The sequence below is a fragment of the Occultella glacieicola genome, from assembly GCF_004353825.1.
Taxonomy (GTDB): Bacteria; Actinomycetota; Actinomycetes; order Actinomycetales; family Beutenbergiaceae; genus Occultella; species Occultella glacieicola.
In genome coordinates this window covers 1-21,842 of the sequence record NZ_SMNA01000022.1, presented here as the reverse complement: position 1 = coordinate 21,842, position 21,842 = coordinate 1, and the positions used below count along the sequence as shown (strand labels likewise).

Annotated in this window: 22 protein-coding genes, 3 tRNA genes and 2 pseudogenes; 10 read left to right on the top strand and 17 right to left on the bottom strand. The window is 72.4% G+C overall.

What is annotated here, in order from left to right; genetic code table 11:
- The 3 genes and pseudogenes from EXU48_RS24290 to EXU48_RS24280 form a co-directional block, all read right to left on the bottom strand.
- Positions 1-318, bottom strand: a pseudogene (locus EXU48_RS24290) (hypothetical protein); the annotation flags it as partial.
- A gap of 120 nt (positions 319-438) precedes the next feature.
- On the bottom strand, positions 439-768 hold the full coding sequence (locus tag EXU48_RS24285) for a hypothetical protein (protein WP_133110285.1): 330 nt from the start codon (positions 766-768) through the stop codon (positions 439-441).
- Between the two features lie 76 nt (positions 769-844).
- Positions 845-2,110, bottom strand: coding sequence for a phosphotransferase family protein (locus EXU48_RS24280; protein WP_133110284.1), 1,266 nt, complete (start codon positions 2,108-2,110; stop codon positions 845-847).
- Between the two features lie 37 nt (positions 2,111-2,147).
- Between EXU48_RS24280 and EXU48_RS24275 the strand changes: the two genes are divergently transcribed.
- Together EXU48_RS24275 and EXU48_RS24270 are read left to right on the top strand one after the other, a co-directional pair.
- The gene (locus tag EXU48_RS24275) at positions 2,148-3,254 is read left to right on the top strand and encodes an adenosine deaminase (protein ID WP_133110283.1); all 1,107 of its coding nucleotides are present in this window, start codon (positions 2,148-2,150) and stop codon (positions 3,252-3,254) included.
- Positions 3,254-4,027 (top strand): esterase/lipase family protein, encoded by a 774-nt coding sequence (locus EXU48_RS24270; RefSeq protein WP_133110282.1) that lies wholly within the window; start codon positions 3,254-3,256, stop codon positions 4,025-4,027. The genes EXU48_RS24275 and EXU48_RS24270 overlap by 1 nt, the downstream gene beginning before the upstream one ends.
- Here the strand turns inward: EXU48_RS24270 and EXU48_RS24265 are convergent.
- Together EXU48_RS24265 and EXU48_RS24260 are read right to left on the bottom strand one after the other, a co-directional pair.
- The gene (locus EXU48_RS24265) at positions 4,024-5,166 is read right to left on the bottom strand and encodes a UDP-N-acetylmuramate dehydrogenase (protein ID WP_133110281.1); all 1,143 of its coding nucleotides are present in this window, start codon (positions 5,164-5,166) and stop codon (positions 4,024-4,026) included. The two genes, EXU48_RS24270 and EXU48_RS24265, sit on opposite strands and share 4 nt — an antisense overlap.
- Before the next feature lie 59 nt (positions 5,167-5,225).
- Complete coding sequence (locus EXU48_RS24260; RefSeq protein WP_133110280.1) at positions 5,226-6,470, bottom strand: MFS transporter; 1,245 nt, start codon at positions 6,468-6,470, stop codon at positions 5,226-5,228.
- Between the two features lie 141 nt (positions 6,471-6,611).
- Between EXU48_RS24260 and EXU48_RS24255 the strand changes: the two genes are divergently transcribed.
- Positions 6,612-7,661, top strand: coding sequence for a LacI family DNA-binding transcriptional regulator (locus tag EXU48_RS24255; RefSeq protein ID WP_133110279.1), 1,050 nt, complete (start codon positions 6,612-6,614; stop codon positions 7,659-7,661).
- Positions 7,662-7,780: 119 nt separating this feature from the next.
- Here the strand turns inward: EXU48_RS24255 and EXU48_RS24250 are convergent, their stop codons facing one another.
- From EXU48_RS24250 to EXU48_RS24225, 6 genes are all read right to left on the bottom strand, one after another.
- Entirely contained in the window at positions 7,781-8,203 is a 423-nt protein-coding gene (locus EXU48_RS24250) for a MaoC/PaaZ C-terminal domain-containing protein (RefSeq protein ID WP_133110278.1), read from the bottom strand.
- Entirely contained in the window at positions 8,200-8,652 is a 453-nt protein-coding gene (locus EXU48_RS24245) for an FAS1-like dehydratase domain-containing protein (protein WP_133110277.1), read from the bottom strand. Before EXU48_RS24245 ends, EXU48_RS24250 begins: the two co-directional genes overlap by 4 nt.
- A 23-nt stretch (positions 8,653-8,675) precedes the next feature.
- Entirely contained in the window at positions 8,676-8,846 is a 171-nt protein-coding gene (gene rpmG, locus EXU48_RS24240; RefSeq protein WP_043502612.1) for a 50S ribosomal protein L33, read from the bottom strand.
- Between the two features lie 56 nt (positions 8,847-8,902).
- A tRNA-Met gene (locus EXU48_RS24235) sits at positions 8,903-8,976 on the bottom strand.
- Positions 8,977-9,025: 49 nt separating this feature from the next.
- A tRNA-Thr gene (locus tag EXU48_RS24230) sits at positions 9,026-9,098 on the bottom strand.
- A gap of 173 nt (positions 9,099-9,271) precedes the next feature.
- Positions 9,272-9,356, bottom strand: a tRNA-Tyr gene (locus EXU48_RS24225).
- Between the two features lie 119 nt (positions 9,357-9,475).
- Here EXU48_RS24225 and EXU48_RS24220 point away from each other — a divergent pair.
- On the top strand, positions 9,476-9,979 hold the full coding sequence (locus EXU48_RS24220) for a YajQ family cyclic di-GMP-binding protein (protein WP_133110276.1): 504 nt from the start codon (positions 9,476-9,478) through the stop codon (positions 9,977-9,979).
- A gap of 30 nt (positions 9,980-10,009) precedes the next feature.
- Here EXU48_RS24220 and htpX read toward each other — a convergent pair whose 3' ends face one another.
- Both htpX and EXU48_RS24210 read right to left on the bottom strand, forming a co-directional pair.
- A complete protein-coding gene (gene htpX / locus EXU48_RS24215; RefSeq protein ID WP_133110275.1) occupies positions 10,010-10,909 on the bottom strand; it encodes a zinc metalloprotease HtpX in 900 nt (299 codons plus the stop codon).
- A gap of 65 nt (positions 10,910-10,974) precedes the next feature.
- Positions 10,975-12,354 (bottom strand): FAD-dependent oxidoreductase, encoded by a 1,380-nt coding sequence (locus EXU48_RS24210; protein WP_133110274.1) that lies wholly within the window; start codon positions 12,352-12,354, stop codon positions 10,975-10,977.
- A gap of 142 nt (positions 12,355-12,496) precedes the next feature.
- On the opposite strand from EXU48_RS24210, the gene rarD reads away from it, so the two are divergent.
- A complete protein-coding gene (gene rarD / locus EXU48_RS24205) occupies positions 12,497-13,459 on the top strand; it encodes an EamA family transporter RarD (RefSeq protein ID WP_133110273.1) in 963 nt (320 codons plus the stop codon).
- Between the two features lie 16 nt (positions 13,460-13,475).
- Here the strand turns inward: rarD and EXU48_RS24865 are convergent, their stop codons facing one another.
- The 4 genes from EXU48_RS24865 to EXU48_RS24185 form a co-directional block, all read right to left on the bottom strand.
- Positions 13,476-13,781, bottom strand: a complete 306-nt coding sequence (locus EXU48_RS24865; protein WP_207947888.1) for an AAA family ATPase — start codon at positions 13,779-13,781, stop codon at positions 13,476-13,478.
- 220 nt (positions 13,782-14,001) lie between these two features.
- Positions 14,002-15,255 (bottom strand): S8 family serine peptidase, encoded by a 1,254-nt coding sequence (locus EXU48_RS24195; RefSeq protein WP_133110272.1) that lies wholly within the window; start codon positions 15,253-15,255, stop codon positions 14,002-14,004.
- Positions 15,252-16,634 (bottom strand): type VII secretion protein EccB, encoded by a 1,383-nt coding sequence (gene eccB, locus EXU48_RS24190; protein ID WP_133110271.1) that lies wholly within the window; start codon positions 16,632-16,634, stop codon positions 15,252-15,254. Before eccB ends, EXU48_RS24195 begins: the two co-directional genes overlap by 4 nt.
- 4 nt (positions 16,635-16,638) lie before the next feature.
- Positions 16,639-18,006, bottom strand: coding sequence for an EsaB/YukD family protein (locus EXU48_RS24185; RefSeq protein WP_133110270.1), 1,368 nt, complete (start codon positions 18,004-18,006; stop codon positions 16,639-16,641).
- A 228-nt stretch (positions 18,007-18,234) separates the two neighbouring features.
- On the opposite strand from EXU48_RS24185, the gene EXU48_RS24180 reads away from it, so the two are divergent.
- The 5 genes and pseudogenes from EXU48_RS24180 to EXU48_RS24680 form a co-directional block, all read left to right on the top strand.
- The gene (locus tag EXU48_RS24180; protein WP_133110269.1) at positions 18,235-18,546 is read left to right on the top strand and encodes a WXG100 family type VII secretion target; all 312 of its coding nucleotides are present in this window, start codon (positions 18,235-18,237) and stop codon (positions 18,544-18,546) included.
- A gap of 31 nt (positions 18,547-18,577) precedes the next feature.
- On the top strand, positions 18,578-18,862 hold the full coding sequence (locus tag EXU48_RS24175; RefSeq protein WP_133110268.1) for a WXG100 family type VII secretion target: 285 nt from the start codon (positions 18,578-18,580) through the stop codon (positions 18,860-18,862).
- A 116-nt stretch (positions 18,863-18,978) separates the two neighbouring features.
- Positions 18,979-19,311, top strand: a complete 333-nt coding sequence (locus tag EXU48_RS24170; RefSeq protein ID WP_133110267.1) for a hypothetical protein — start codon at positions 18,979-18,981, stop codon at positions 19,309-19,311.
- Positions 19,311-20,723: a S8 family peptidase gene (locus tag EXU48_RS24165; RefSeq protein WP_133110266.1), complete on the top strand. Its 1,413-nt coding sequence runs from the start codon at positions 19,311-19,313 to the stop codon at positions 20,721-20,723. Before EXU48_RS24170 ends, EXU48_RS24165 begins: the two co-directional genes overlap by 1 nt.
- Before the next feature lies 1 nt (position 20,724).
- Positions 20,725-21,842 (top strand): annotated as a pseudogene (locus EXU48_RS24680) (hypothetical protein); the annotation flags it as partial.

The window sequence follows — 21,842 nt, the reverse complement described above, 5'->3', positions numbered from 1 at the left end:
GGACGGCGCGGGTGCCGGCGCCGGTGCCGGTGCCGGTGCCGCCGGCGAAGGTGCCGGCGCCGCCGGGCTGGGAGCGCTGACCACCGTCACGGCGCTCCCCGGCGCCACGGTGGCCGGGTCCGTGGGCGCGGGAGCCGGCGTCTCGGGTGCGGTGGGGGCCGGGGTCTCGGCGGGCCCAGCGGGAGCCTCGGGCACGGTGATGCTCACTCCCGGCATCTGGTCGACGCTGTTCGTGTCCGCCGCGGCAGCGATCGACGCTCCGGCCACTCCGACGACACCCAGTGCCCCGGTGACCATCCATGCGGTTCGCTTGTTCAACTCACAACTCCTTGGCTCGGCGCGCCGGACCCGGCGGCTGCTGACTGTGTCGAGTCTGATGAGATTCGATGAGACGTTGAGGAGCCGAAGATGAGAGACCTCTCATCTTCGGCCGACCGATCAGTCCGGAGACCCGGCCGTCGGAGCGGAACTGGCCGTGCCCGCGGACGCCGCCGAGGCCGGGGTCGGCGCCGAGACCGGTGCGGCCTGTGGCACCGGCGTCGGCCCGACCTGCTCGACCGGACCGGTCGTGGAGGCGACGTCGCCAGGTGCCACCGTCGCCGGGTCCGGCGTGGTCACGGGCGCGGTCCCGGCGGCGGCCGGGGCCGAGATCGCGACGCCGGGCAGGGACTCCGACTCCATGGGGTGCGAGGCGAAACTCAGCGACCCACCGGCGAACCCGGCCACGCCGAGTGCCCCGGTCACCAACCACGCAGTCTGCTTCTTCATCGGTCCCCTCCTCGCCGGCCGGTGTGAGACTGGCACGCGAGCATGAGAACTCGGGGAGCCCCGGATGAGAGAACTCTCATATCCGCCCCTGCGCGTCGGCGTGCCACTCCTCGGCGACTGCGAGCCGCGCCGCGCCCTGCTCGGGCGAGGTCCCGGCCGCGAGGGAGAGCACCACGGCCGCCGTACGGGCCCGCAGGTCCACCGGATCCACGCGGGTCTCGAAGTACGCCGTCCACTCCTTGACGATCCCGGGCACGTGCGCGTACACGTGCGGGGCGAGCGCGGGCAGCACGGCGACGTGCCCGAGCATCGTCCCGAGGTCGTCCGACCGCCGACCAGGGCCGACGGAGTCCACGTCGATCACGGAGCTGACCCCGCCGTCGGCGGTGAACACGTTCGCCTCGTAGAAGTCCCCGTGCGTCGGCACCTTCGGACCGTCCGGCGTGCGCGCCAGCAGTTCCGTGAGACCGGTCTCGAGGCGGTCGATCCGGCCCGCCTCCGCCGGCAGCGCGGCCCGGGCGGCCTCCGCGTGGAAGTCGATCCGGTCCGCCCAGGACGGTCGGGCGGGCAGCTCGAGAACCGTCGCCGGGAGCGAATCCAGCCAGGCCTCCAACACGTCGGGCCCGGGCAGCCCGCCCGGGTTCCGCTCGGCCCCGGCGATCGCCTCGGCCAGCGCGTGCCCCCGCGCGCGCTCGATCATCAGGACCCCGGGACCGGGGCAGGCCAGGACGCGAGGAGTCGGCACCCCGGCGTCGGTCAGCACCTCGTGCCTGCGGTACAGGGCCTCGGCCCGCCGGGGCGGCAGGACCTTCACGAACACGGAGTCGTCGCCGGCGCCCGCCCGCAGCACCGCGCGCCGGCTCGGGCGGTAGCTGACCAGATCGAGCCGGACCGGTGCCGCCGGGGGTCGGCCGAGGTCGGTGAGCCACCCGTGCACCGTCGCGGCGTCGCACGCCGGAGCCAGGCCCGGCAGTGCCGGATCGTGCGGGTGGCGCCAGACCCGGACCTGTCGGTCGCCGTCCGCCAGCAGGGCCACCCGTTCGGACTCGGGCAACCGGGGAGCGGTGCTCGCGACCAGGTACTCGTTGACACGGGCCCCGCCGCCGTCGTCGTAGCCCACCCGGTAACCGACGGAGACGCCCGCGCCCGGCCGGTGGTGGACCCGGTCGACCTCGACGCTCAAGTGGAGGTCCACGTCGAGATCCGCCGGCTCCCGCGGCCCCGAGTCGATCCCGAGCAGGGCCATCCGCACGATGTCGACGCGACCCGGTCCGGTGAGTTCGGCCAGGTCCCGTGCCTCACGCTGGGTCGTATCCGGCTCCGACGGGTCCATGGCGACCATCTCACCACCTCGGCGCCGATGCCGCCGTGAGGTCGGCATGAGAGAACTCTCATCGGCACCTAGAGTGGCGCTCGTGGCCCGTGACCTGCGACTGCTGCCCAAGGCGCACCTGCACCTGCACTTCACCGGCTCGATGAGTCCGGACACCCTCACCGAACTCGCCGCGGACCAGGGCATGCGGTTGCCCGAGACGCTGCGGGAGACCGTGGCCGGGGACCCGCTCCGGCTCCCGGCGAACGAGCGGGGCTGGTTCCGGTTCCAGCGCATGTACGACGCCGCGCGCGCCGTGGTTCGCAGCGAGGCGACCATGCGACGGATCGTCCGGGAGGCGGCGGCAGCCGACGCGGCGGAGGGGTCCCGTCGTCTCGAGCTCCAGGTGGACCCGACGTCCTACGCCCCGTTCGTCGGCGGCATCACGCCGGCCCTCGAGATCATCACCGACGAGGCAGCGTCCGCGAGCGCGGCGACCGGCGTCGAGGTCGGGATCATCGTCGCGTGCTCGCGGATGCGGCACCCGCTGGAGGCCAGGACGCTGGCCAGACTGGCGGCCCGGCACGCCGACGACGGTCCCGGTGGCGTGATGGGGTTCGGGCTCAGCAACGACGAGCGGCGCGGCGAGACCTCCGACTTCGCCGCCGCGTTCCACATCGCCGCCCGCGCCGATCTGGCGCTGGTGCCGCACGGCGGCGAACTCCTCGGCCCCGGCCACGCGGCCCAGGTGGTGGCGCACCTGCACCCCGACCGGCTCGGGCACGGGGTCCGGGTCGGGGAGGATCCCGCGCTGCTGGAACGGGTGGTCGCGGATGGCATCGCGTTCGAGGTGTGCCCGGCCTCGAACGTCTCGCTCGGGGTGTACGCGACCCCCGAACAGGTGCCGCTGCGCAGGCTCGCCGAGGCCGGCGCGACGATCGCCCTCGGCGCGGACGACCCGCTCCTGTTCGGCTCCCGCCTGCTCGCCCAGTACGAGGCCGCGCGGAGCGTCCACGGCTTCGCCGACGATGCGCTCGCGGACCTGGCCCGTGGCTCGATCCGGGCCTCGCGCGCCGGTGCCGGTTCGAAGGCCACCATGCTGGCGGACGTGGACCGGTGGCTGGCCGCGCCCGACCCGGGTTCAGGCGCCGGAGAGCACCCGGGCACGGCCTGATGCGCAGGGCCCGGTCACTCCGGCTCGCGGTCCGCCGAACGGCCGCGTGGGCGGCCGACTACGCCTACGCCGTCGGGCGGATCGCCCACGCGGTGGTGACGCGCGAGCCCGAGTGGGCGCGCACGCCGCGCCCCGGTCCTGGGGTGCCGGTCGTCCTGGTGCCGGGCATCTACGAGTCGTGGCGCTTCCTGGAGCCGCTGGCCGGGCGCCTGCTCGACGCCGGCCACCCGGTCCACCCCATCCGCGAACTCGGCCTCAACCATGCCGACGTCCGGTCCGGTGCCGACGTGGTCGCGAGGCGGCTGGTGGAACTCGGGCTACCCGCGGTCGTGCTCGTCGCGCACAGCAAGGGTGGCCTGATCGGCAAGCAGGTGATGCTCGACGGCGCAGCGCGGGCCGGGGCGGTCGGCGTACCCCGGGTACTCGGCATGGTCGCCGTGAACACGCCGTTCGCGGGCTCGTCCTATGCCAGGTTCGTGCCGGTCGCGGCCGTGCGGGCCCTGTCCCCCACCGCCGTCCGGAAGCTCGGCGCGCAGCGCGCGGTCGACGCGGCGATCACGTCCGTGCACGCAACCTGGGATCCGCACATCCCGGGCGGCAGCGCACTGCCGGGAGCGCGCAACATCCGCGTGGGACCGAGCGGACACTTCCGCATCCTCGGGGACGCCGGCGTCCAGGACGCGATCGTGGCGGCCGTGGCCGCATACGCTCCTGCCGACCCTGCCGCTCCTGCCGACTCTGCCGACTCTTCCGCCCCGGACGCTGCCGACTAGAGACGCAGGCCCACCAGGACCGGCTCGGGGACCAGCGTGATGCCGTGCGCGGCCCGGACCCCGGCCCGGACCTCGCGCGCCAGGGCCACGAGGTCACCGGCGCCCGCCCCGCCCCGGTTCGTCAGGGCGAGCACATGCTTCGTGGACAGCGCGGCCGGGCCCGGCAGGCCGTGACCCTTGCCGAACCCGGAGTGGGAGATCAGCCAGGCGGCGCTGGTCTTGACCCGCCCCTCGCCCGCGTCGAACCGCGGTGCGCCCGCGGGGAGCCGGTCGGCGGCGTCGGCGCCCAGGATCGGGTTCGTGAAGAACGAGCCGGCGCTCCAGGTGTCGTGGTCGGCGGCGTCCAGGACCATCCCCTTGCCCCGGCGCAGACCCAGCACCGCCTCCCGCACCTCGGCCGACGGGGCACGCCGGCCGAGTTCCACTCCGAGTACCGCGGCGAGCTCGGCGTACCGGATCGGGGCCGAGCGGGTGGCCAGCACCATCTGGAACCCGACGTCGAGGACCACGTACCGGGGGGTCGGCCCCCAGGCCCGGTCGGCGGACGGCGAGTGCAGGGTCCGTTTGAGCAGCGAGTCGCGATAGCCGAACCCCAGGTCCACGCGGGCCAGCGTGCGGACGCGGCGCTCGGCGCGGTCCCAGGTGCGGACCGAGGAGATCACCTCGCTGACCTCCTGGCCGTAGGCACCGACATTCTGGACCGGCGTGGCGCCGGTGGATCCGGGGATCCCGGAGAGCGCCTCGACGCCCATCCAGCCGGAGTCGATCGCCTCCACCACGAACTCGTCCCACGGGTGACCGGCGGGCACCCGAACGGCGCCACCGCCGCAGGTGTCCTCGCTCTCCACCACCACGCCCCGCCGCGCGTCGCGCACCACGACGCCGTCGAAGCCCTCGTCGGCGATCAGCACGTTGGATCCACCGCCGAGCACGAGCAGGGGCTCCCCGGCCTCGTCCGCAGCGGTGACCGCGCCGATGAACTCCGTCTCGGTGGTCGCCTCGACCAACCGGCGGGCCGGGCCACCCACCCGCAGCGTGGTGAGGCCGGCGAGCGGGGCTGTGCCGCTCGGGCCGGTCGGGGCGGTCGTGCCGGTTGCGACGGGGCCACTGACGGAACCGGGCCGGGCGGAGGCGGTCATCCCTCCAATCTACGCCGACGGGCCGCCGTCCCCGGGGCCGCCGGACCGGCCGTGCGTGCCTACGCGGGTGGCCGGACGCCGTCGGGGGCCTGCACCGGCTGCCGGGCGGCCGGGATCACCAGCAGGCCGACCACGAGCGGCACCAGGATCGCGAGCAGCGCGTGCCGGTACCCGACGTGGCTGGCGAGCAGGCCCAACAGGCCCGGCCCGACCAGGAACGCCGTGTAGCCGATCGTGGCGACCACGGACAGCCGGCCCGCGGCCTTGGCCGGGTCGTCGGAGGCGGCGCTCATCCCGACCGGGAAGCCCAGGGCCGCACCCAGGCCCCAGAGCACCGCACCGACGAGCGCGACCGGCAGGGACGGCGAGAGGGTGAACACGAGCAGACCCACGATGGCCAGCCCGGTGCACAGTCGCAGCACGGCCACCCGTCCGAACCTGTCGAGCAGGAACGTCCCGAGGAACCGCATCACGGTCATGGCGGTCAGGAACACGGTGAGCCCGAACGCGCCGGTCTCATTGGGGGTCTCGAAGCCGTCGATGACCGCGAGCGCGAGCCAGTCGTTCGCCGCGCCCTCGGTCAGTGCCGCCGCCAGGACCACCAGGCCCACCATCAGCGTCCGCGGCTCGACCCAGAACCGCAGGTAGCTGTGCCCGCCGTGGCTCTCGCTCTCCTGCGCGGCGACGCGCTGCGCCGCCGTCTCCGGGAGGAACCCGCGGGTCATCAGGGCGACCAGCACGACCGCGACCCCGACGACGACCAGCATGTGCGTGGGCACCGGCACGCCCCAGCGGATCGCGAGGCCGCCGACCGCGGCACCCAGCACGGTGCCGATCGAGAAGCCCCCGTGGAACCAGGGCATGATCGCGCGCCCGAGGGCCTGCTCGACCCTGGTCCCCTCGAAGTTCATCCCCACGTCCCAGGAGCCGATGCCCATGGTGGACAGGAACAGACCGGCCCCGACCAGGAGCGGGCTGACCTGGGCGACGCCGGTCACGGCGACCACCAGTCCGGCGGCGGCCACCACGGAGGCCCCGATGACGGTGCGCACCGGGCCGATCCGGTTGAGGATCCGGCCCGTGACGGGCAGGGCCGTGAGCGAGCCGAGGGAGCCCACCAGGATGATCAGGCCGAGCTGCTCGGGCCGCAGGCCGAGCTCGTCCCGGATCGTCGGGATCCTGGCGAGCCAGTTCGCGAACGTGAAGCCGTTGAGGACGAACGTGGCGAACACGGCCACGGCACCGCGACGGGCGCGCGCCGAGGGCACAGGCGGCACGGCCACGCCGGGGTCGGTGGGGGTCATCGGTCGCTCTCGGGGGATGCGCGGGGTGGATGTCGCAACGTTTCGACCGACCTAGGCTATCGTGGCCTCCCGGCCGATGATCGCCCGACGAGGGCCGCGAACCGAGGTCGAGCCGGGTCGTCGTCGAGGAGGAGGGCAGCCGTGACCAGCCGCGTCACCCTCACCGATGTGGCCCGCGCCGCGGGCGTCTCGATCTCGACGGCGTCGCTCGCCTTCTCCGGAGCCGGACCGATCTCGGCGGCCACGAAGGCCAAGGTGCTGCGCGCGGCCGCGGATCTCGGCTACTCCGGCCCGAACCCGGTGGCGCGCTCGCTGCGCCGGGGGCGCAGCGGGGTGATCGGCGTCGTGGTGCGCAAGGACCTGCGCCAGAACTTCCGCGACCCGGTGGCCATCCAGACGCTCGACGGCGTCGCCACCACGCTCGGGGAGTCCGACCTCGGCATGCTGCTGATCCCCACCGACGACGCGTCCGGTGCCGCGCCCGACCTGCTCCGGCACGCGGCCATGGACGCCGCGATCCTGCTCAACGGCGCCGCGGCGTCCGCGCCGTCGGTGCGGGCGTTGCGCGAGCGCGGTACCCCGGCCGTGCACGTGGACGCCGCGGTGCGCGGCTCGGTCTCGATCCGGGTCCAGGACGCCGCCGGGATGCGCGCCGTGGCCGAGCACCTGCGGGGCCTTGGTCATACCGCCGTCGGGGTGGTCACCCTGCCCTGGGGGCCGCGCGCCGCACCCGGCCCGCTGGAGGTGTCCCGACCGGGCCGGTCCTCGGTGCCCTACACGGCGGCCCGGTGGGCCGGGCTGCTCGAGGGCGGCGTGGTCCCCGTGGTCGCGCAGGCGGCCCGCGGGTCCTGGGTGGAGGAGGGCATCCGCGCCGGGCACGCGCTGCTCGACGCCACGCCCCGCCCGACGGCGTTGGTCGCCTTCAGCGACCTGCTCGCCGCGGGCCTGCTGCTCGCCGCCCGGGAGCGCGGGCTTCGGGTACCCCAGGACGTCTCGGTCGCGGGGTTCGACGGCGTCGACCTGCCCTGGCTCGGCGGCGACGTGCTCACCACGGTGGCACAACCGATCCGGGAGAAGGGGCGCATGGCCGCCGCGGCCGCCATCGCGCTCGCGGCCGGCGAGCCGGCCCGCTCGGCCGTCCTCGGCGTCGACTTGCGCCCGGGGACGACGACCGGCCCGGCGCCGAGCTGAGCGGGTCACGCCGAGAGCGCGGAAGTGGCCGCCACTTCAGCACTCTCGAGAGTGCGACCACCCTAGGCCGGCGCCCGAGGGTGCGACGACGGCAGCCACTACGGCACTCTCGAGCGCGCTCAGCGCAGCCGGACCTGCGCCTGGGCCTTGCCGAGCACGGTCGTGCCGTCGACGCTGACCCGCAGGTCCACCCGGACGGTGCCGGCGTCGGCGTCCACGGCCCCGACGGTGCCGACGACCGCCAGCACCGCCTCCCCCGGGTACGGCACGGGCACGGGACGGGTGAATCGCACCCCGTAGGCGAGGACATCGGTCGGGTCGTCGAGCCAGTCGGACAGCACCGAGCCGGCGATGCCCATGGTGAGCATCCCGTGTGCGATCACACCGGGCAGGCCGACCTCCCGTGCGAAGGCCTCGTTCCAGTGGATCGGGTTGAAGTCCCCGCCGGCCCCGGCGTAGCGCACCAGAGCCGCCCGGTCCACGCTGCGGGTCACGGAGAAGAGCTCGGTGCCGACGGCGACGCCGGCGCGCAGCGCGCTCACGCGTCCGCTCCGCGCACGGCGAGAGTGGAGGTCACGGTGGACACCGGGGCCCCAGTGTCGTCGCTGATCTCGCAGCGCGTGGTGACCATCGCGATGCCGGCCCGTTCGGTGACCGAGTCCACGTGCACGGCCGTGTGCAGCCGGTCCCCCGCCACGATCGGCCGGTGCGCCGTGAACGACTCGTTGGCGTGCACCACCCGGGAGAAGTCGATGCCGGCCTCCGGGGAGTCGACGTACTCCGCCTCGGCGCGCTGGGCGACCACGACGGCGAACGTGACCGGAGCGATCACGTCGGCGTGACCGGAGGCCCGGGCGGTGTCGGGGTCGTGGTGAAGCGGGGAGCGGGCGCCGACCGCATCCGCGAACTCGGCGATCTTGACGGCCGACACGACGTAGGGCGGGGTTCCGGAGAACACCCGCCCTACGAGGTCGGCATTGACATGCGTCATGCCTGACATGCTAGCTGTCGCGATCAGCGTGTCTCGCGGTGCGCCGTCTTCGCGTTGCAGCGCGGGCAGTACTTCGCCAGCTCGAGCCGGTCGGGGTTGTTCCGACGGTTCTTCTTGGTGATGTAGTTGCGCTCCTTGCACACCTCGCAGGCAAGGGTGATCTTGGGGCGGACATCCGCGGACTTGCTGGCCACTGGTCTTCCTCACGTCTGACATCCGCGCTGGTACGGATGTTGCTTCTCGAATGCGGTAGCGGGGGCGGGGCTCGAACCCGCGACCTCACGATTATGAGTCGTGCGCTCTGACCGACTGAGCTACCCCGCCTCGACCCACGGGCTGCCCGCCGCCGGGCGGCGGGCAACCTGTGGAGCAGAGCCCCGATAGGGAATCGAACCCTAGACCTTCTCCTTACCATGGAGACGCTCTACCGACTGAGCTATCGGGGCAGCGGGAACGAGGTTACATGCTCGTGTGCCTGCAGACGAAATCCTAGCGCGAGGTCCTGCTCACACGGGGTGCCCGGAGCCGGATCGGCCTCGAACATGGCGAACATCACACCATCGCCCCGTGATCTGTCGGGAACGGCGAAGGGCGCCTCCGGTGGAGGCGCCCCAGGCGCTGGTGGCGGGTGCAGGATTCGAACCTGCGAAGCATGACGCGGCTGATTTACAGTCAGCTCCCTTTGGCCGCTCGGGCAACCCGCCGTATGGTCGAAGGACCGGATGGAACAATACCAACTCCGGGACCGTCCCGTGACCATCATGGCCCGGCCGGGCCGTGATCGGCCGCGGTGTGGTCAAGCACACTCCAGAAGGAGGCCCCTGTGGCCAGCGATTCCTCGTTCGACGTCGTCAGCAAGGTCGACCGCCAGGAGGTGGACAACGCGCTGAACCAGGCCGCCAAGGAGATCTCGCAGCGGTACGACTTCAAGAACGTCGGCGCCTCCATCGCCTGGAGCGGCGAGGAGGCGATCGTGATGGTCGCCAACTCCGAGGAGCGGGTGCTCGCGGTGCTCGACGTGTTCCAGAGCAAGCTCATCCGCCGCGGCGTCTCCCTCAAGGCCTTCGACACCGGGGAGAAGGAGCCACAGCTGTCCGGCAAGGAGTACCGCCTCGCCGGCACCCTCAAGGAGGGCCTGTCCGGCGAGAACGCGAAGAAGATCACCAAGCTGATCCGCGACGAGGCTCCCAAGGGCGTCAAGACCCAGATCACCGGGGACGAGGTGCGGGTCTCGTCCAAGAACCGCGACGACCTGCAGTCCGTCATCGCACTGCTGAAGGGCGCCGAGGACATCGACGCCGCGCTCCAGTTCGTCAACTACCGGTAGGGACGGGCCACCGGCCGCTCGGGAGTCACCTCACCAACTGCTCGGGTCGCCGAGGCCGGTGCTTCCGGCCATGCCCTCCAGGCGGGCGATCCGCTCGGCCATCGGCGGGTGGGTGTTGAACAGCTTGGACACCGAGCCGGCCCGGAACGGGTTCGCGATCATCAGGTGGGACACGTCCGCCACCTCGCCCTCGGCCCGCAGCGGCGCGGCCGCCGTGCCCCGCTCCAGCTTGCGCAGGGCGTCTGCGAGCGCGAGCGGGTCGCCGGTGAGCTTGGCGCCGTCGGCGTCCGCGTCGTACTCCCGGGTCCGGGAGATGGCCAGCCTGATCAGGGAGGCGGCGAGCGGCGCGAGCAGCAGCATGGCGAGGCTGCCCAGCAGGGCCAGCGGTCCGGCGTCGCGGTTGCGGCCACCACCGAAGAACAACAGGAACTGCGCGGCCGCGGTGATCACCCCGGCCATCGCGGCGGCGACGGAGGACGTCAGGATGTCCCGGTTGTAGACGTGGGAGAGCTCGTGGGCGAGGACGCCGCGCAACTCCCGCTCGTCGAGGATTCTCAGGATCCCGACCGTGCAGCACACCGCGGCGTTGCGCGGATTGCGCCCGGTGGCGAACGCGTTCGGCGCCTCCGTCGGCGAGATGTACAGCCGCGGCATCGGCTGACGGGCCGTCGAGGAGAGTTCGCGGACGATCGCATACATGGCCGGGGCCTCGGCCTCCGACACCGGCCGGGCCGCCATCGCCCGGATGGCGATCTTGTCCGAGTTCCAGTAGCTCACGAACGTCATCACGAGCCCGATCCCGGCGAACAACCAGATGGCACCGGGTCGGCGGGTGCCGGCGGCGACGATCGCCCCGAGGCCCAGGATCACGACCCAGAGCAGCCCGAACAGCGCCACGGTCTTGACCCCGTTCAGGTACCGGTGGCCCATCACCTGTGGCGTTCCCCTTCCTCTGGCGGATCCGCTCCCGGGTGTCGCCGGTCGGCGACGCGGCTTCAGGCGCGGACGTGGGCCTGGCGGGAGATCTCGGTCATGTGCTCACGCGGCACGACCTTGATCCGTTCCCGGCCCTGCCCCTCACCCAGTGAACGCTCGTACGCGTCGAGCAGTTCCCAGCCCTGCCAGGTGGTGTACGGCACGCCGTCCGCCTCGAGGCGGTCCAGGATCGCCTGCGGGTCGCGGCGCGGCGCGGTCGGCACCGAGCCGGAGGTGACGTCCTCGACGAGGTGGCGGATGGTCTCGCCGGCGTCGGACTTGGTGTGCCCGATGAGCCCGACGGGACCACGCTTGATCCACCCGGTCGCATACGTGCCCGGGATGTGCCGGCCGTGGTCGTCGAGGACCCGTCCACCGTCGTTCGGGATGACCCCGGCCGCCTCGTCGAACGGCAGGCCGGCCAGCGGGGAGCCGAAGTAGCCGACCGCGCGGTAGACGGCCTGCACGTCGAACTCCACGAACTCGCCGGTACCCCGCACGGACCCGTCCCCGGTGAGCTCGGTGCGTTCGGTGCGGATCCCGCAGACCTTCCCGTCGGTGCCGAGGATCTCGGCGGGCCGGTGCAGGAAGTGCAGGTGGATCCGCCGTGACGCGGTCAGTTCTGCGGGGTCGCGTAGCGTCCAGTCGGTGAGGGTCTTGACGACCTGCTTGGTCTGGTTGGAGGACCGGATCGCCTCCTCGGAGCCATCGTCGAAGTCGAAGTCCTCGGGGTAGACCACGATGTCCACGTCGGGCACATGGCCGAGCTCGCGCAGTTCCAGCGGGGTGAACTTCACCTGCGCCGGGCCCCGGCGCCCGAACACGTGCACGTCGGTCACCGGGCTCGCCCGCAGGACGTCGACCACGTTCTCCGGGACCTCGGTGGGCATCAGGTCCTCGACGTGCTTCGCCAGGATCCGGGCCACGTCCAGGGCCACGTTCCCGACGCCCAGCACGGCGATCTCCCGCGCCTCCAGCGGCCACGTCCGTGGCACGTCCGGGTGTCCGTCGTACCAGGACACGAAGTCCGCGGCGCCGTAGCTGCCGTCCAAGTCGATGCCAGGGATGGGCAGATCCGCGTCCTTGATCGCACCGGTGGAGAAGATGACGGCGTCGTAGTACTCCCGGAGTTCGGCGAGGTCGACGTCGGTGCCGAAGTCCACGTTCCCGATCAGCCGGATGTCGCCGCGCTGGAGGACCTTGTACAGGGCCACGATGATGCCCTTGATCCGGGGGTGATCGGGAGCGACGCCGTAGCGGACCAGGCCGAACGGGGCGGGCAACCGCTCGAAGAGGTCGATGTCGACGTCGAGGTCGGTCTTGGAGAGGATGTCGGCGGCGTAGATACCGGCGGGACCGGCTCCCACGATGGCGACACGCTGCCTGGTGTTGCTGGGCACGGGTGAGACGCCTCTTTCACACGGATTAGGGGGCTGCCACGCTCGACGCGGGCAGCGCAGACACCTCCAGTGTAAGGGTCACCTCACACTGGATGGCTCTGCGCTGCCTCGGTCGAGCCACGGACTGGGATAGGTTCGCCCGGTGTCGACACCCCAGCCCACGCCGGCGGACGGCACCCCTGCCGAACACCGCCGCGGCCTGCTCGCCGGGGCGGGCGGCTACTTCCTCTGGGGTGTGCTGCCCCTCTACTTCAGCCTGCTCGGAGCCGCGGGCGCCCTGGAGATCACCGCACACCGGGTGGTCTGGTCGATGCTGCTGTGCCTGCTGCTCCTGGCTGCGGGCGGCCAGTGGCGCACGTTCACCGCGTTGCTCCGCAACCGCCGGGTGGCCGGCCGGCTGACCCTCGCGGCGGTGCTGCTCGCGGTGAACTGGATCACGTTCCTGTTCGGGGTGCTCACCGGACGGGTGGTCGACGCCGCGCTCGGCTACTACGTGAACCCGATCATCACCGTGCTGCTGGCCGTGCTGGTCCTGGCCGAACGGCCGCGCCCGGCCCAGTGGGCGGCCGTGGGCGTGGCCGGCATCGGGGTGATCGTGATCGCCGTGGGTCTTGGCAACTTCCCGTGGATCGCTGCCGTCCTGGCGCTCAGCTTCGCCGGCTACGGCCTGGTGAAGAAGACGGTCGGCGCGCAGGTACCGGCGCTGCCCGGCCTCGGGGTGGAGACCCTCGCACTGACCGGACCGGCCCTGGGGTACCTCGTCTACCTGACCGTGACCGGCGGGAGCTCGTTCGGGTCCGACGGCGCAGGGGGCCTCTCCCCGGCCGTGCACGTCGCGCTGCTGGTCGCCTCGGGGATCGCGACCACGGTCCCGCTGCTGCTGTTCGCGACCGCCGCGCGCCGGCTGCCGCTGGCGACGCTCGGGCTGCTCCAGTACATCACCCCGACCATGCAGTTCCTGACCGGGGTCCTGCTGTTCGGCGAGGAGATGGCCCCGACCCGGTGGGCCGGCTTCGTGCTCGTCTGGGTCGCGCTGGTGATCCTCACCGCGGACGGCCTGCGCCTGGCGCGGCGGACCCTGCCCCGGCCGCGTTCGGCCGGCTGAGCCCTACCGGGCCATATCAGGGCTCGAGGACCTGCTCGATCGCGCTGACCCACCGCTCGGGAGGGTCCTCGCCCGAGTTGTAGCTCACGAGCGGCCCCTCCTCGGGTACCGGCACCTCGAAGTGGTCGAAGTAGGTGGCGGCCAGGTCCTCGCTCAGCCGGAAGTCGTCACCGTGGCCCGCGGCGCGGGTCCGCATCCGCGCCAGTGCGGTGGCGCGGTTCGTGGTCAGATGGACGGTCACCGGCTCGACTCCGAGGGGGCGCACCAGCGCCCGGTAGTCCTCCCGCACCCGACGCGACCAGAACGAGAGGTCCAGGACCACGTCCCGGGTCCCGGTTCACGAGTGCGACAAGACGCTCGCGCAGGGACGCCTCGATGTCGCGGTGCACGGGCGCGGGTAGCGGCATCTCGCGGTGACCGCGCCGCCACGCCTCCCGGTCCATCGACAGCCGCACCAGCCCCGGCCCTCGAGTCCGCGGTCGGGCGTGGACTTCCCGGCACCGGCCGGGCCGCACATCAGGAGCACCCGGCTCATCGGGTCCTTAGCGCCGACGTGCCGGGCGCCGGGCCGACCCGAGGCGGGCGATCAGCACGACCAGGGCACCGAATGCGACACCGCCGATCATCCACCACAACGCGATCGCCCGCGTCGGAGCCATCGGGTCCTCGATCGGGCTCAGGTCGATCCCCGAGGTGGGCGCCGGCGCCGGTTCGGGCGCGGGGTGGATCGGGGACGCCGGGCCGGGCGCCGAGCCGTCGTCGATGAACTCGATGGCCGCGACCGGCTGCACCAGGCCCCAGCCGACCCGGTCGTCGCGGTCCGCGGGCTGCGACCGCGAGGCCGTCACCATCAGCCGGTGGGCCCATTGATCGGGGGTCTCGCCCGGGTGCGCCTGGGCGACGAGCGCGGCGGCTCCGGACACGTAGGCCGTGGCCCAGCTCGACGACGGCAGCGCGTCACCAGGGGCCTGGACGCAGTCACCGGCCCAGTGGAAGGCGGCGGGAACCTGCTGCCCGGTGGCGACCACGTCCACCCACTCCCCCGTGTACGAGGCTCCCGGGACCCAGGCCCCGTTCACGTCGACGGCGCTGACGCCGAGCACCCCCGGATACGCGGCCGGGTACCTGGGGACGTCCTCGGCCACGGTGGACGTCTCGCGGTTGCCCGCGCTGGCCACCACGAGCGCGCCGTTCGCGGTCGCCACCCGGACCGCCTCGGCCATCGCAGGGACGTTCTCGGTGGTGCTCAGCGAGACGTTGATGACGTCGGCGCCGTTCTCCGCCGCCCACCGGATCCCGGCGGCGATCCGGTCCGCGGTCAGCGCGACCCCCTGCTCCTGCGCCTCCTCGCTGGTGGCGTAGTAGACCCGGACCGGCAGGATCTCGGCCTCGAACGCCACCCCCATCAGACCGGAGCCCTCGACCCCGCGCGCGGCGATGACGCTCGCCGCCACGGTGCCGTGACCCTCCGCGTCGGTGGTCGCCGGATCCGTCCCACGAACCAGGTTCACCCCGGGCAGCACACCCTCGCGGAGATGGACGTTGGCCACGTTGACGCCGGAGTCGACGACCGCCACGACCGTCCCGGCACCGGTCGCCAGTTCCCAGGCCTGCCGGACCCCCAACGCGTCGAACGCGGGTGGTGAGGCGGCCACGAGCGCCGGCGTGTCGGTGGAGCAGTCCTGGCTGGAACTCGTGGCGTGGGCGGGCGCGACCGGCTGAGCGATCAGCAGGGTGGTGCCCAGGGTCGCGGCCGCGAGGGCGGCCAGACCCCGACGGAGCCAATGGGGGCTCACGACGGCCCGGCGGCTGCGCTCATGCCCTCACTGGCGGCCTCCACGGTGAGCGTGGGACCGGCGGGGAACAGCGCCGCCCAGAACTGCGAGACGCGTGGGATCTCGACCTCGCCGTAGCCGAGCAACTGGATCACGTCGGTGCTGGTCACGGGGATCGGGTACATCCGGCCACGCTCGTCGATGAGGGCATAGCCGCCCTGGGTGCCGCCGCCGTCCAGCTGGACCAGGGCGCCCGCGCCCGGCGCGACCGTGACGTCCGTGTCGCCGGCCTCCGGGGTCTCGGCGGCGACGAGCGCCACGTTGCTCGGTGCGCCCGCCGACGCCGGGTCGTCCGCGCCGACCAGCTGGGCACACGGCAGCAGGGTGCCGTCCACCGGGGCCAGGGCATCGGTGGGCCAGTCCGTCGGCACGAGTCCGGTGGAGTCCTCGATCGGCACCTGCTGCACCTCGGAGTTGTCCAGGGTGACGACGTCGTCCGGGGTGAGCCCGGTGCCCATGTAGTAGAGCTCGAGGGCGACGTTGCTCAGCTCGACGAGGGCACCGTCGGAGGTGAACACGTGCACCGCTCCGGTGTCACCGCTGGCACTGCGCAGCCGCACCACGCTGCCGACCTGGAGCTCACCGCCGATCTGCGCGGCCGGACCGGGCAGCGGGTCGCCGGCACCCGGTACGTCCAGCCGCTCGATCGGGGTGCCCTCCGTGAACAGGTTCAGCCACCGCGCGGAGACCTCGTAGGCGCCGGTGGCGGAGAACCCGAGGAACAGGCTGAGTGCGGTCAGGTCCTCCTCGGCGACCTGGTAGCGATACCCGCCGCTGACGTAGAAGAACGTGCCGTCGACCGTCACGAGTGCACCCCGCGGGTCCTCGACGGCGGCGTGTGCGGTGTTCAGGTCCACCCAGGTCCGCTCGGCGTCCCGCGCGCAGGCCCACCACCCGACGTTGATCAGCGAGTCGGCCGGGGGCAGCGCATCCGGGGCACCCTCGATCCCCACCACCACCGAGCTGCGCGGAAGGCCCTCGAGGTCCTCCTCGCTGGCCTGCACGACGAGCAACTGCCCGTCCTCGCCGGTGGCGAGGAGCTGGGCGCTGGTGATGTTGGCGACCGGGTAGAGGGTGCCCGCCCGGGCGACGTAGCGGGCCCCGGTGTCCACGACCACGAGCGAACTGTCCTCCCAGCCGTCCGGGAGGCTCCCGGTGAAGAAGCCCGCGATGAGGGATCCGACCACCACGAGCACGCTGAGCACGCCACCGGCCACCACCCCGACGAGCGGCTTGGCCGGCTCGAGCTCGCGGCCACCCGGGGCGCCGCTGACGAACGCGGTGAGCAGCCGCCGTCGGCTGAAGTTCTGGGCAGCGATCAGTTCCTTCTTGGTGGCCACGCGATCACGCCAACCCGGAGGCGAGCGCGGCCAACGGCAGGAGCGCCGCGAGCGCGCCCAGCTCGGCGCCGTCCGCCAGCCGGCCGAGCCACAGCCGCGGCCTCGGGGACACCAGGGTCAGCCCAACGACGGCCGCGGCGACCACGCCGACCGCCACGGTCAGCCCGGTCCGCCAGTCCGGGTGCAGGATCGCCGCGGCCACCCCGGTGAGGACCACCCCGAGGATCGCGATCGTCATCACCGCGACGATGTCGGACCGCGAGTAGGTCTCCCGGACACTCAGGATCATGCCGCCGAACGCCACCGCCATCAGCAGGGCCCCCAGCAGGCCGGTCCCGACCACGACGGGCACGGCGATCAGCATGACCACACCGACGGCGATCCGCAGCCCGACCTGGAACCTGTGTCCCCGGGCGTACTCGCGGGAGACCTGGGCCCGGTCGATCTCACCGGGGTCGGCGAGGATCTCGGCGTCGTCGCGGGCGCTGACGATCTGCAGGGGGGTGGTCGCGAGTGCCACCCAGGGCACCCCGATACCGGCGACCCCGACCACCGCGACGGCCACGGCGAACGTGGTCCCCGGGGTGGTGTCGAAGAACCACATGACCAACCCCGCGACGCCGATGACGGCGCCGACCACGATCGGGATGATCGAGTACTCGCGTCGCTCGCGCAGCGCGATCAGACCGAGCAGGCCGACGACGAGGGCGCCGCCGCCCGCGCCCGCGGCCCCCGCACCCCAGGGGTCACTCGCCCCGAGCGCGCCAAACCCGGCCAGCCCGCCGTAGATCGCCGCCACCTGGACCAGGGCCACCGGGGCCGCCGGCGGGCCGCCGACCCGCTCCACCACGAGCGCGCTGACGACCAGCAGCGTGGCGGCCAGCGCCGCCGTCACCGGCACGAACACGGTCCCGGTGCCGGTGCCGGTGGCCGGTCCCGCCCCGAAGAGCAGGATCGCACCGGTGACGAGCAGCGCCACGGCGGCCAGCACCGCCGTCGTGGCCGCATCCTTGGGCGTCCAGGGCTTGTCGTCGCTCTCGACGACGTCCGCGACCGCCTCCACCAGGTCGTCGTAGACCCGGTGCTCGTCGATGTCCGCGCCCGAGGTCAGGGTCAGCACGTCGCCGTCCTGGACGCCCTGCGCCTGCAGGCTCCGGGCCCCCTCGAGGGCACCACCCTGCTGTCGGACCAACCGGTACCCACCGAACACCGTCGCAGGGTCGAGGAGGTTGAGGTTCCGGGCGAGCCCGGGGACGAGCTCCGCGACCGGTACCCCGCCCGGGGCGGCGAGGTCGAGCCGACGGTCACCGGCGACCACCGAGACGCGCAGGAGTTGGCCGAGCGCGCGCTCGGCGCTGGAAAGTTCGGTCATCGATATCCCTCTACCTACTGGTGGCCCCCGTCAGCATAGCCACGACGCACGCCACCGCCGCAGCCACGCCCGCAGGTTCGGGCCCGGTCCCGCGGGGACCTCTCCCCATCGACGCACCCCATCGGGTTTCGTAAGGTGAGGTCATTCACCGGGGGTATTCGGTGATGGGCTGCCAACCGGTGGTTCATGGACACACGGGCCGAGAGGCCCATGAACTTGGAGGTGACTGTGGGACAGGAAGTCTCCGCAGCAGACGGTGCACTGGCACGCGGCGCGAGGATCGTTGCCGAATCAAAGATCACGCTGAACGGTGAGCTCTCCTCGCTCGAGGGTCGCCTCTCCGGCATCGGCGCACAGTGGCAGGGTCAGGCCGCGACCGCGTTCGCCTCGCTCATGGAGCGGTGGCGCACGGACGCACGCAAGATCATCACCAGCCTCGACACGTTCGAGCAGAACCTGCAGGCGTCGCAGAGCAGCTACACCTCCTCCGACGAGCAGGCCAGCTCCGCCATGTCCCGTCTCCAGGGCCGTCTCGGCTGACCGCCCGCTCACCAGGAACTGAGGAACAGATATGACGTTCAAGGCCAATTTCGAGGGCATTGCCACCGCGAGCGCGGACATCGTCGGCGGCGCGAACAAGATCGAGCAGCAGCTCGCCGACATGGACTCCCAGCTCCAGCCGCTGCGTGCGGACTGGACCGGTGCGGCCGCCGAGTCCTACCAGACCGCGAAGTCCCAGTGGACCACCGCGATCACGGACATGAAGGCCCTGCTGACCGAGATCGGTACCGCCGTGGGTCAGGGTGGCCAGGACTACCAGTCCACCGAGAACCAGAACGCCGCTCGCTTCCAGTGAGTCCGGCCGCAGGCTGCCAAGCTTGACGGTCGCGCCGAAGCCCGCGGGCTTCGGCGTGTGCCGTCTTTCTTGGCGAGAGATCAACACCACCGATCACGACACGGAGAATCACCGTCATGGGACAGACCGAGATCACCCCAGAGGTCCTCACGCACCGAATCGGGCAGTTGGAGACGCTCGTGGACGAGGTGAGCAAACTGCTGCCCGACGTCAAGGCGATCCGCGACCGCCAGGACACGAACACCTGGTCCGCGGTCCCGTCGCCGACCGGCTACTCGGGCCGGCTGCGCGGGTTGCTGACGACCACGGAGACCAGCCTGAACACGTCCGTCGAGACGATGACCACGATGCACGAGGAACTCGCCGCCTACGCCAGGGACATGAAGAATCTCGACGAGGGCGTCGCGGCCCGGTTGCAGGCGATCAAGACCGCACTCGACGCGGCCTGATGAGGCCGAGCAGAACCGTCACGGCACTCACCGCCACGGTGACGGCCTCGGTGCTGGTCGGTCTGGCCGCGCTCCCGGCGGCCGCGGACTGGGACACCAGTCTCGGCGGCCTCTGGTACTACAGCGAGACCGGCGTGGCGCAGGCGCATGGGACCGCCACCGGTGCGGGCGTGACGATCGCCCTGCTGGACACCCCGATCAATGTCGACGTGCCCACGCTCGTGGGCACGGACATCCAGACCCAGCCCGACCACGTGTGCGCCGACAACGGCGCGACGTTCCCCGGTACGAGCACGGGGGCCGAGGCCGAGCACGGCACGTCGATGGCGGAGATCCTGGTCGGCAACGGCGCGGAGGTGGACGGGTTCCCGGGGCCGCAAGGGGTCGCCCCGGATGCCACCATCCTCAGCTACGTGACCAGCGTCGACGAACAGGGCTGCACCGGACTGGTCGACGAGTCCATCCGGGCCGCCGTGGCGGCAGGGGCGGACATCATCAGCATGTCGTTCAGCGCCAACTTCAACGACGGCAACGGGGAGGCGGTCGCCGAAGCCCTGCGCGCCGGCGTGGTCATCGTCAACTCCATGCCCAACGAGCCACCGAGTGAGCTCGGCTGGCCCGCCTCCGCGAACGGGATCGTCACGGTCGAGGCGCACGACATCAATGGCGACCTCCTGGACTCCCCCGTCGCCAGCCCCCTGCTCACGGTCGTCGCCCCGGGTGTCGAGATCGTTCGGACCGGATGGGAGAACGGCGCCTGGAACGCCCAATGGCTCACCTCGGGCACCTCGGAGGCCACCGCCTTCACGTCGGGTGCCCTGGCGCTGGCGAAGTCCGCCTTCCCGGAGGCGACCGGCAACCAGCTCATCCAGTCGCTCATCCGGACCACCGGTGGCACCGCGCACGAACCCGCCCGGGACGACAACACCGGCTACGGGCTGGTGTCGGTGCCCGGGCTGATGGCGACGGACCCGACCACGTTCGAGGACGTCAACCCGCTGGTCCGCGACGACCCGAACGCGGTGCCCAGCATCGCGCAGATCGAGGGCACCGCCGGCGAGCCGTCCAGCGAGCCGGCGCCCGGCGCGAGCGAGGAACCCGGGAACACCGACTCCGGATCCGGCTCGAGCCTGGTCCCCGTGATCGTCGGTGTCGCCGGAGCACTCACGCTCCTGGTGGTGGTCGGCCTGATCGTCGGCGCCACCCGGAACCGGCGCCGCAGCGGTACCGGGCCGGGGACGACGGGATCGCCCCAGGCCTATCCCGCGCCGGGCCCGCAACCGTATCCGCCGCAAGGCCAACCGCCGTATCCGCCGCAGGGTCAGCCACCTGCGTCGTCACCGAGCGAACAGGGCACTGCCCCGCCGGCACCACCACGACAGCCACCACCGACCCAGCATGGAGGAATGTGACATGGGTGTGAACACGGACTATCTGGAACAGATCAGTCAGATCGACTCGAACAAGCTCACGACCGCACGGACCGACGTGGACACCCTGGGGGGCCACTCCACGTCGCTGACCGAGGCGGCCCAGAGCGTGCAGAACATCGGCGCCGACAGCGGCGCCGAGGGCGAGACCGGCACCGCCGCATGGACCCAGATGATCTCGCTGGCCTCGACGCTGAGCACGACCGCGGGCGACCTCAGCCAGGCCAAGTCGAGCACCAACTACGCGCTCGACGCGATCAACAATGCGCGCGAGGCGTACGAGAACCTGCCGCCCAAGGAGCTGAACTGGTGGCAGAAGCGCGCCATCGAGGCCGCTGCGGCCGCCGGTGGCATGATCGTCCTCGGTGGAGTCGGCGCCGTCACGGCAGCAGTGGCGACGAACCATTGGCTGGAGAACTGGGACGAGGCCCGGGAGGACCAGGCCACCCAGGCGATGAACGCCCTGAACACGTCCATGGAGAGCTCCTACCTGCCGCCGGGCGCGAACCCGGAGGATTGGAACCCGGGTGAGCGTCGGCAACCGGAGATCACCCCGCCCGGCTCGCACACGCCGCCGTCCACGACGAACCCGACCGGCAACCCGAACGTGCCGGGTGGCCCCGGGACCCCGCTGCCGGGTCCGGGCAACGTGAACGAGCCGCCGGTCCTCGACCCGCCGCCGTACGACCCCAACGACCCACCGATCGACAACAACCCCCCGTACGACCCCAACAACCCACCGATCGACAACAACCCCCCGTACGACCCCAACAACCCCCCGTACGACCCCAACAACCCGCCGATCGACAACAACCCCCCGTACGACCCCAACAACCCTGGCGGGAACGACCCGTGGAACCCGGACGACCGCTGGAACCCGGGTGACGACGACACATCGGCCGACGGTGGCGTCGGGGGTGGCGGTGGCCTCGGGCCCGGGGCGCTCGGGCCCGGCATCGGTGGTCCCGGCGGCATCGGTGGCGGTGCGATCGGTGGTCCCGGTGGCGGCATCGGCGGCGGCGTCGGCGGTGGACTCGGCGTCGGTGGCGCGCTCGGCGCCGGTGCGGCCGGCGCGGCCGGTCGGCTCGCCGGTGGCCCGGG

Coding starts and splice junctions, on each gene's coding strand:
- EXU48_RS24285 (WP_133110285.1), bottom strand. CDS start 768: ATGAAGAAGCAGACTGCGTGGTTGGTGACCGGGGCACTCGGCGTGGCC.
- EXU48_RS24280 (WP_133110284.1), bottom strand. CDS start 2,110: ATGGTCGCCATGGACCCGTCGGAGCCGGATACGACCCAGCGTGAGGCA.
- EXU48_RS24275 (WP_133110283.1), top strand. CDS start 2,148: ATGAGAGAACTCTCATCGGCACCTAGAGTGGCGCTCGTGGCCCGTGAC.
- EXU48_RS24270 (WP_133110282.1), top strand. CDS start 3,254: ATGCGCAGGGCCCGGTCACTCCGGCTCGCGGTCCGCCGAACGGCCGCG.
- EXU48_RS24265 (WP_133110281.1), bottom strand. CDS start 5,166: ATGACCGCCTCCGCCCGGCCCGGTTCCGTCAGTGGCCCCGTCGCAACC.
- EXU48_RS24260 (WP_133110280.1), bottom strand. CDS start 6,470: ATGACCCCCACCGACCCCGGCGTGGCCGTGCCGCCTGTGCCCTCGGCG.
- EXU48_RS24245 (WP_133110277.1), bottom strand. CDS start 8,652: ATGACGCATGTCAATGCCGACCTCGTAGGGCGGGTGTTCTCCGGAACC.
- htpX (WP_133110275.1), bottom strand. CDS start 10,909: ATGGGCCACCGGTACCTGAACGGGGTCAAGACCGTGGCGCTGTTCGGG.
- EXU48_RS24185 (WP_133110270.1), bottom strand. CDS start 18,006: ATGACCGAACTTTCCAGCGCCGAGCGCGCGCTCGGCCAACTCCTGCGC.
- EXU48_RS24175 (WP_133110268.1), top strand. CDS start 18,578: ATGACGTTCAAGGCCAATTTCGAGGGCATTGCCACCGCGAGCGCGGAC.
- EXU48_RS24170 (WP_133110267.1), top strand. CDS start 18,979: ATGGGACAGACCGAGATCACCCCAGAGGTCCTCACGCACCGAATCGGG.
- EXU48_RS24165 (WP_133110266.1), top strand. CDS start 19,311: ATGAGGCCGAGCAGAACCGTCACGGCACTCACCGCCACGGTGACGGCC.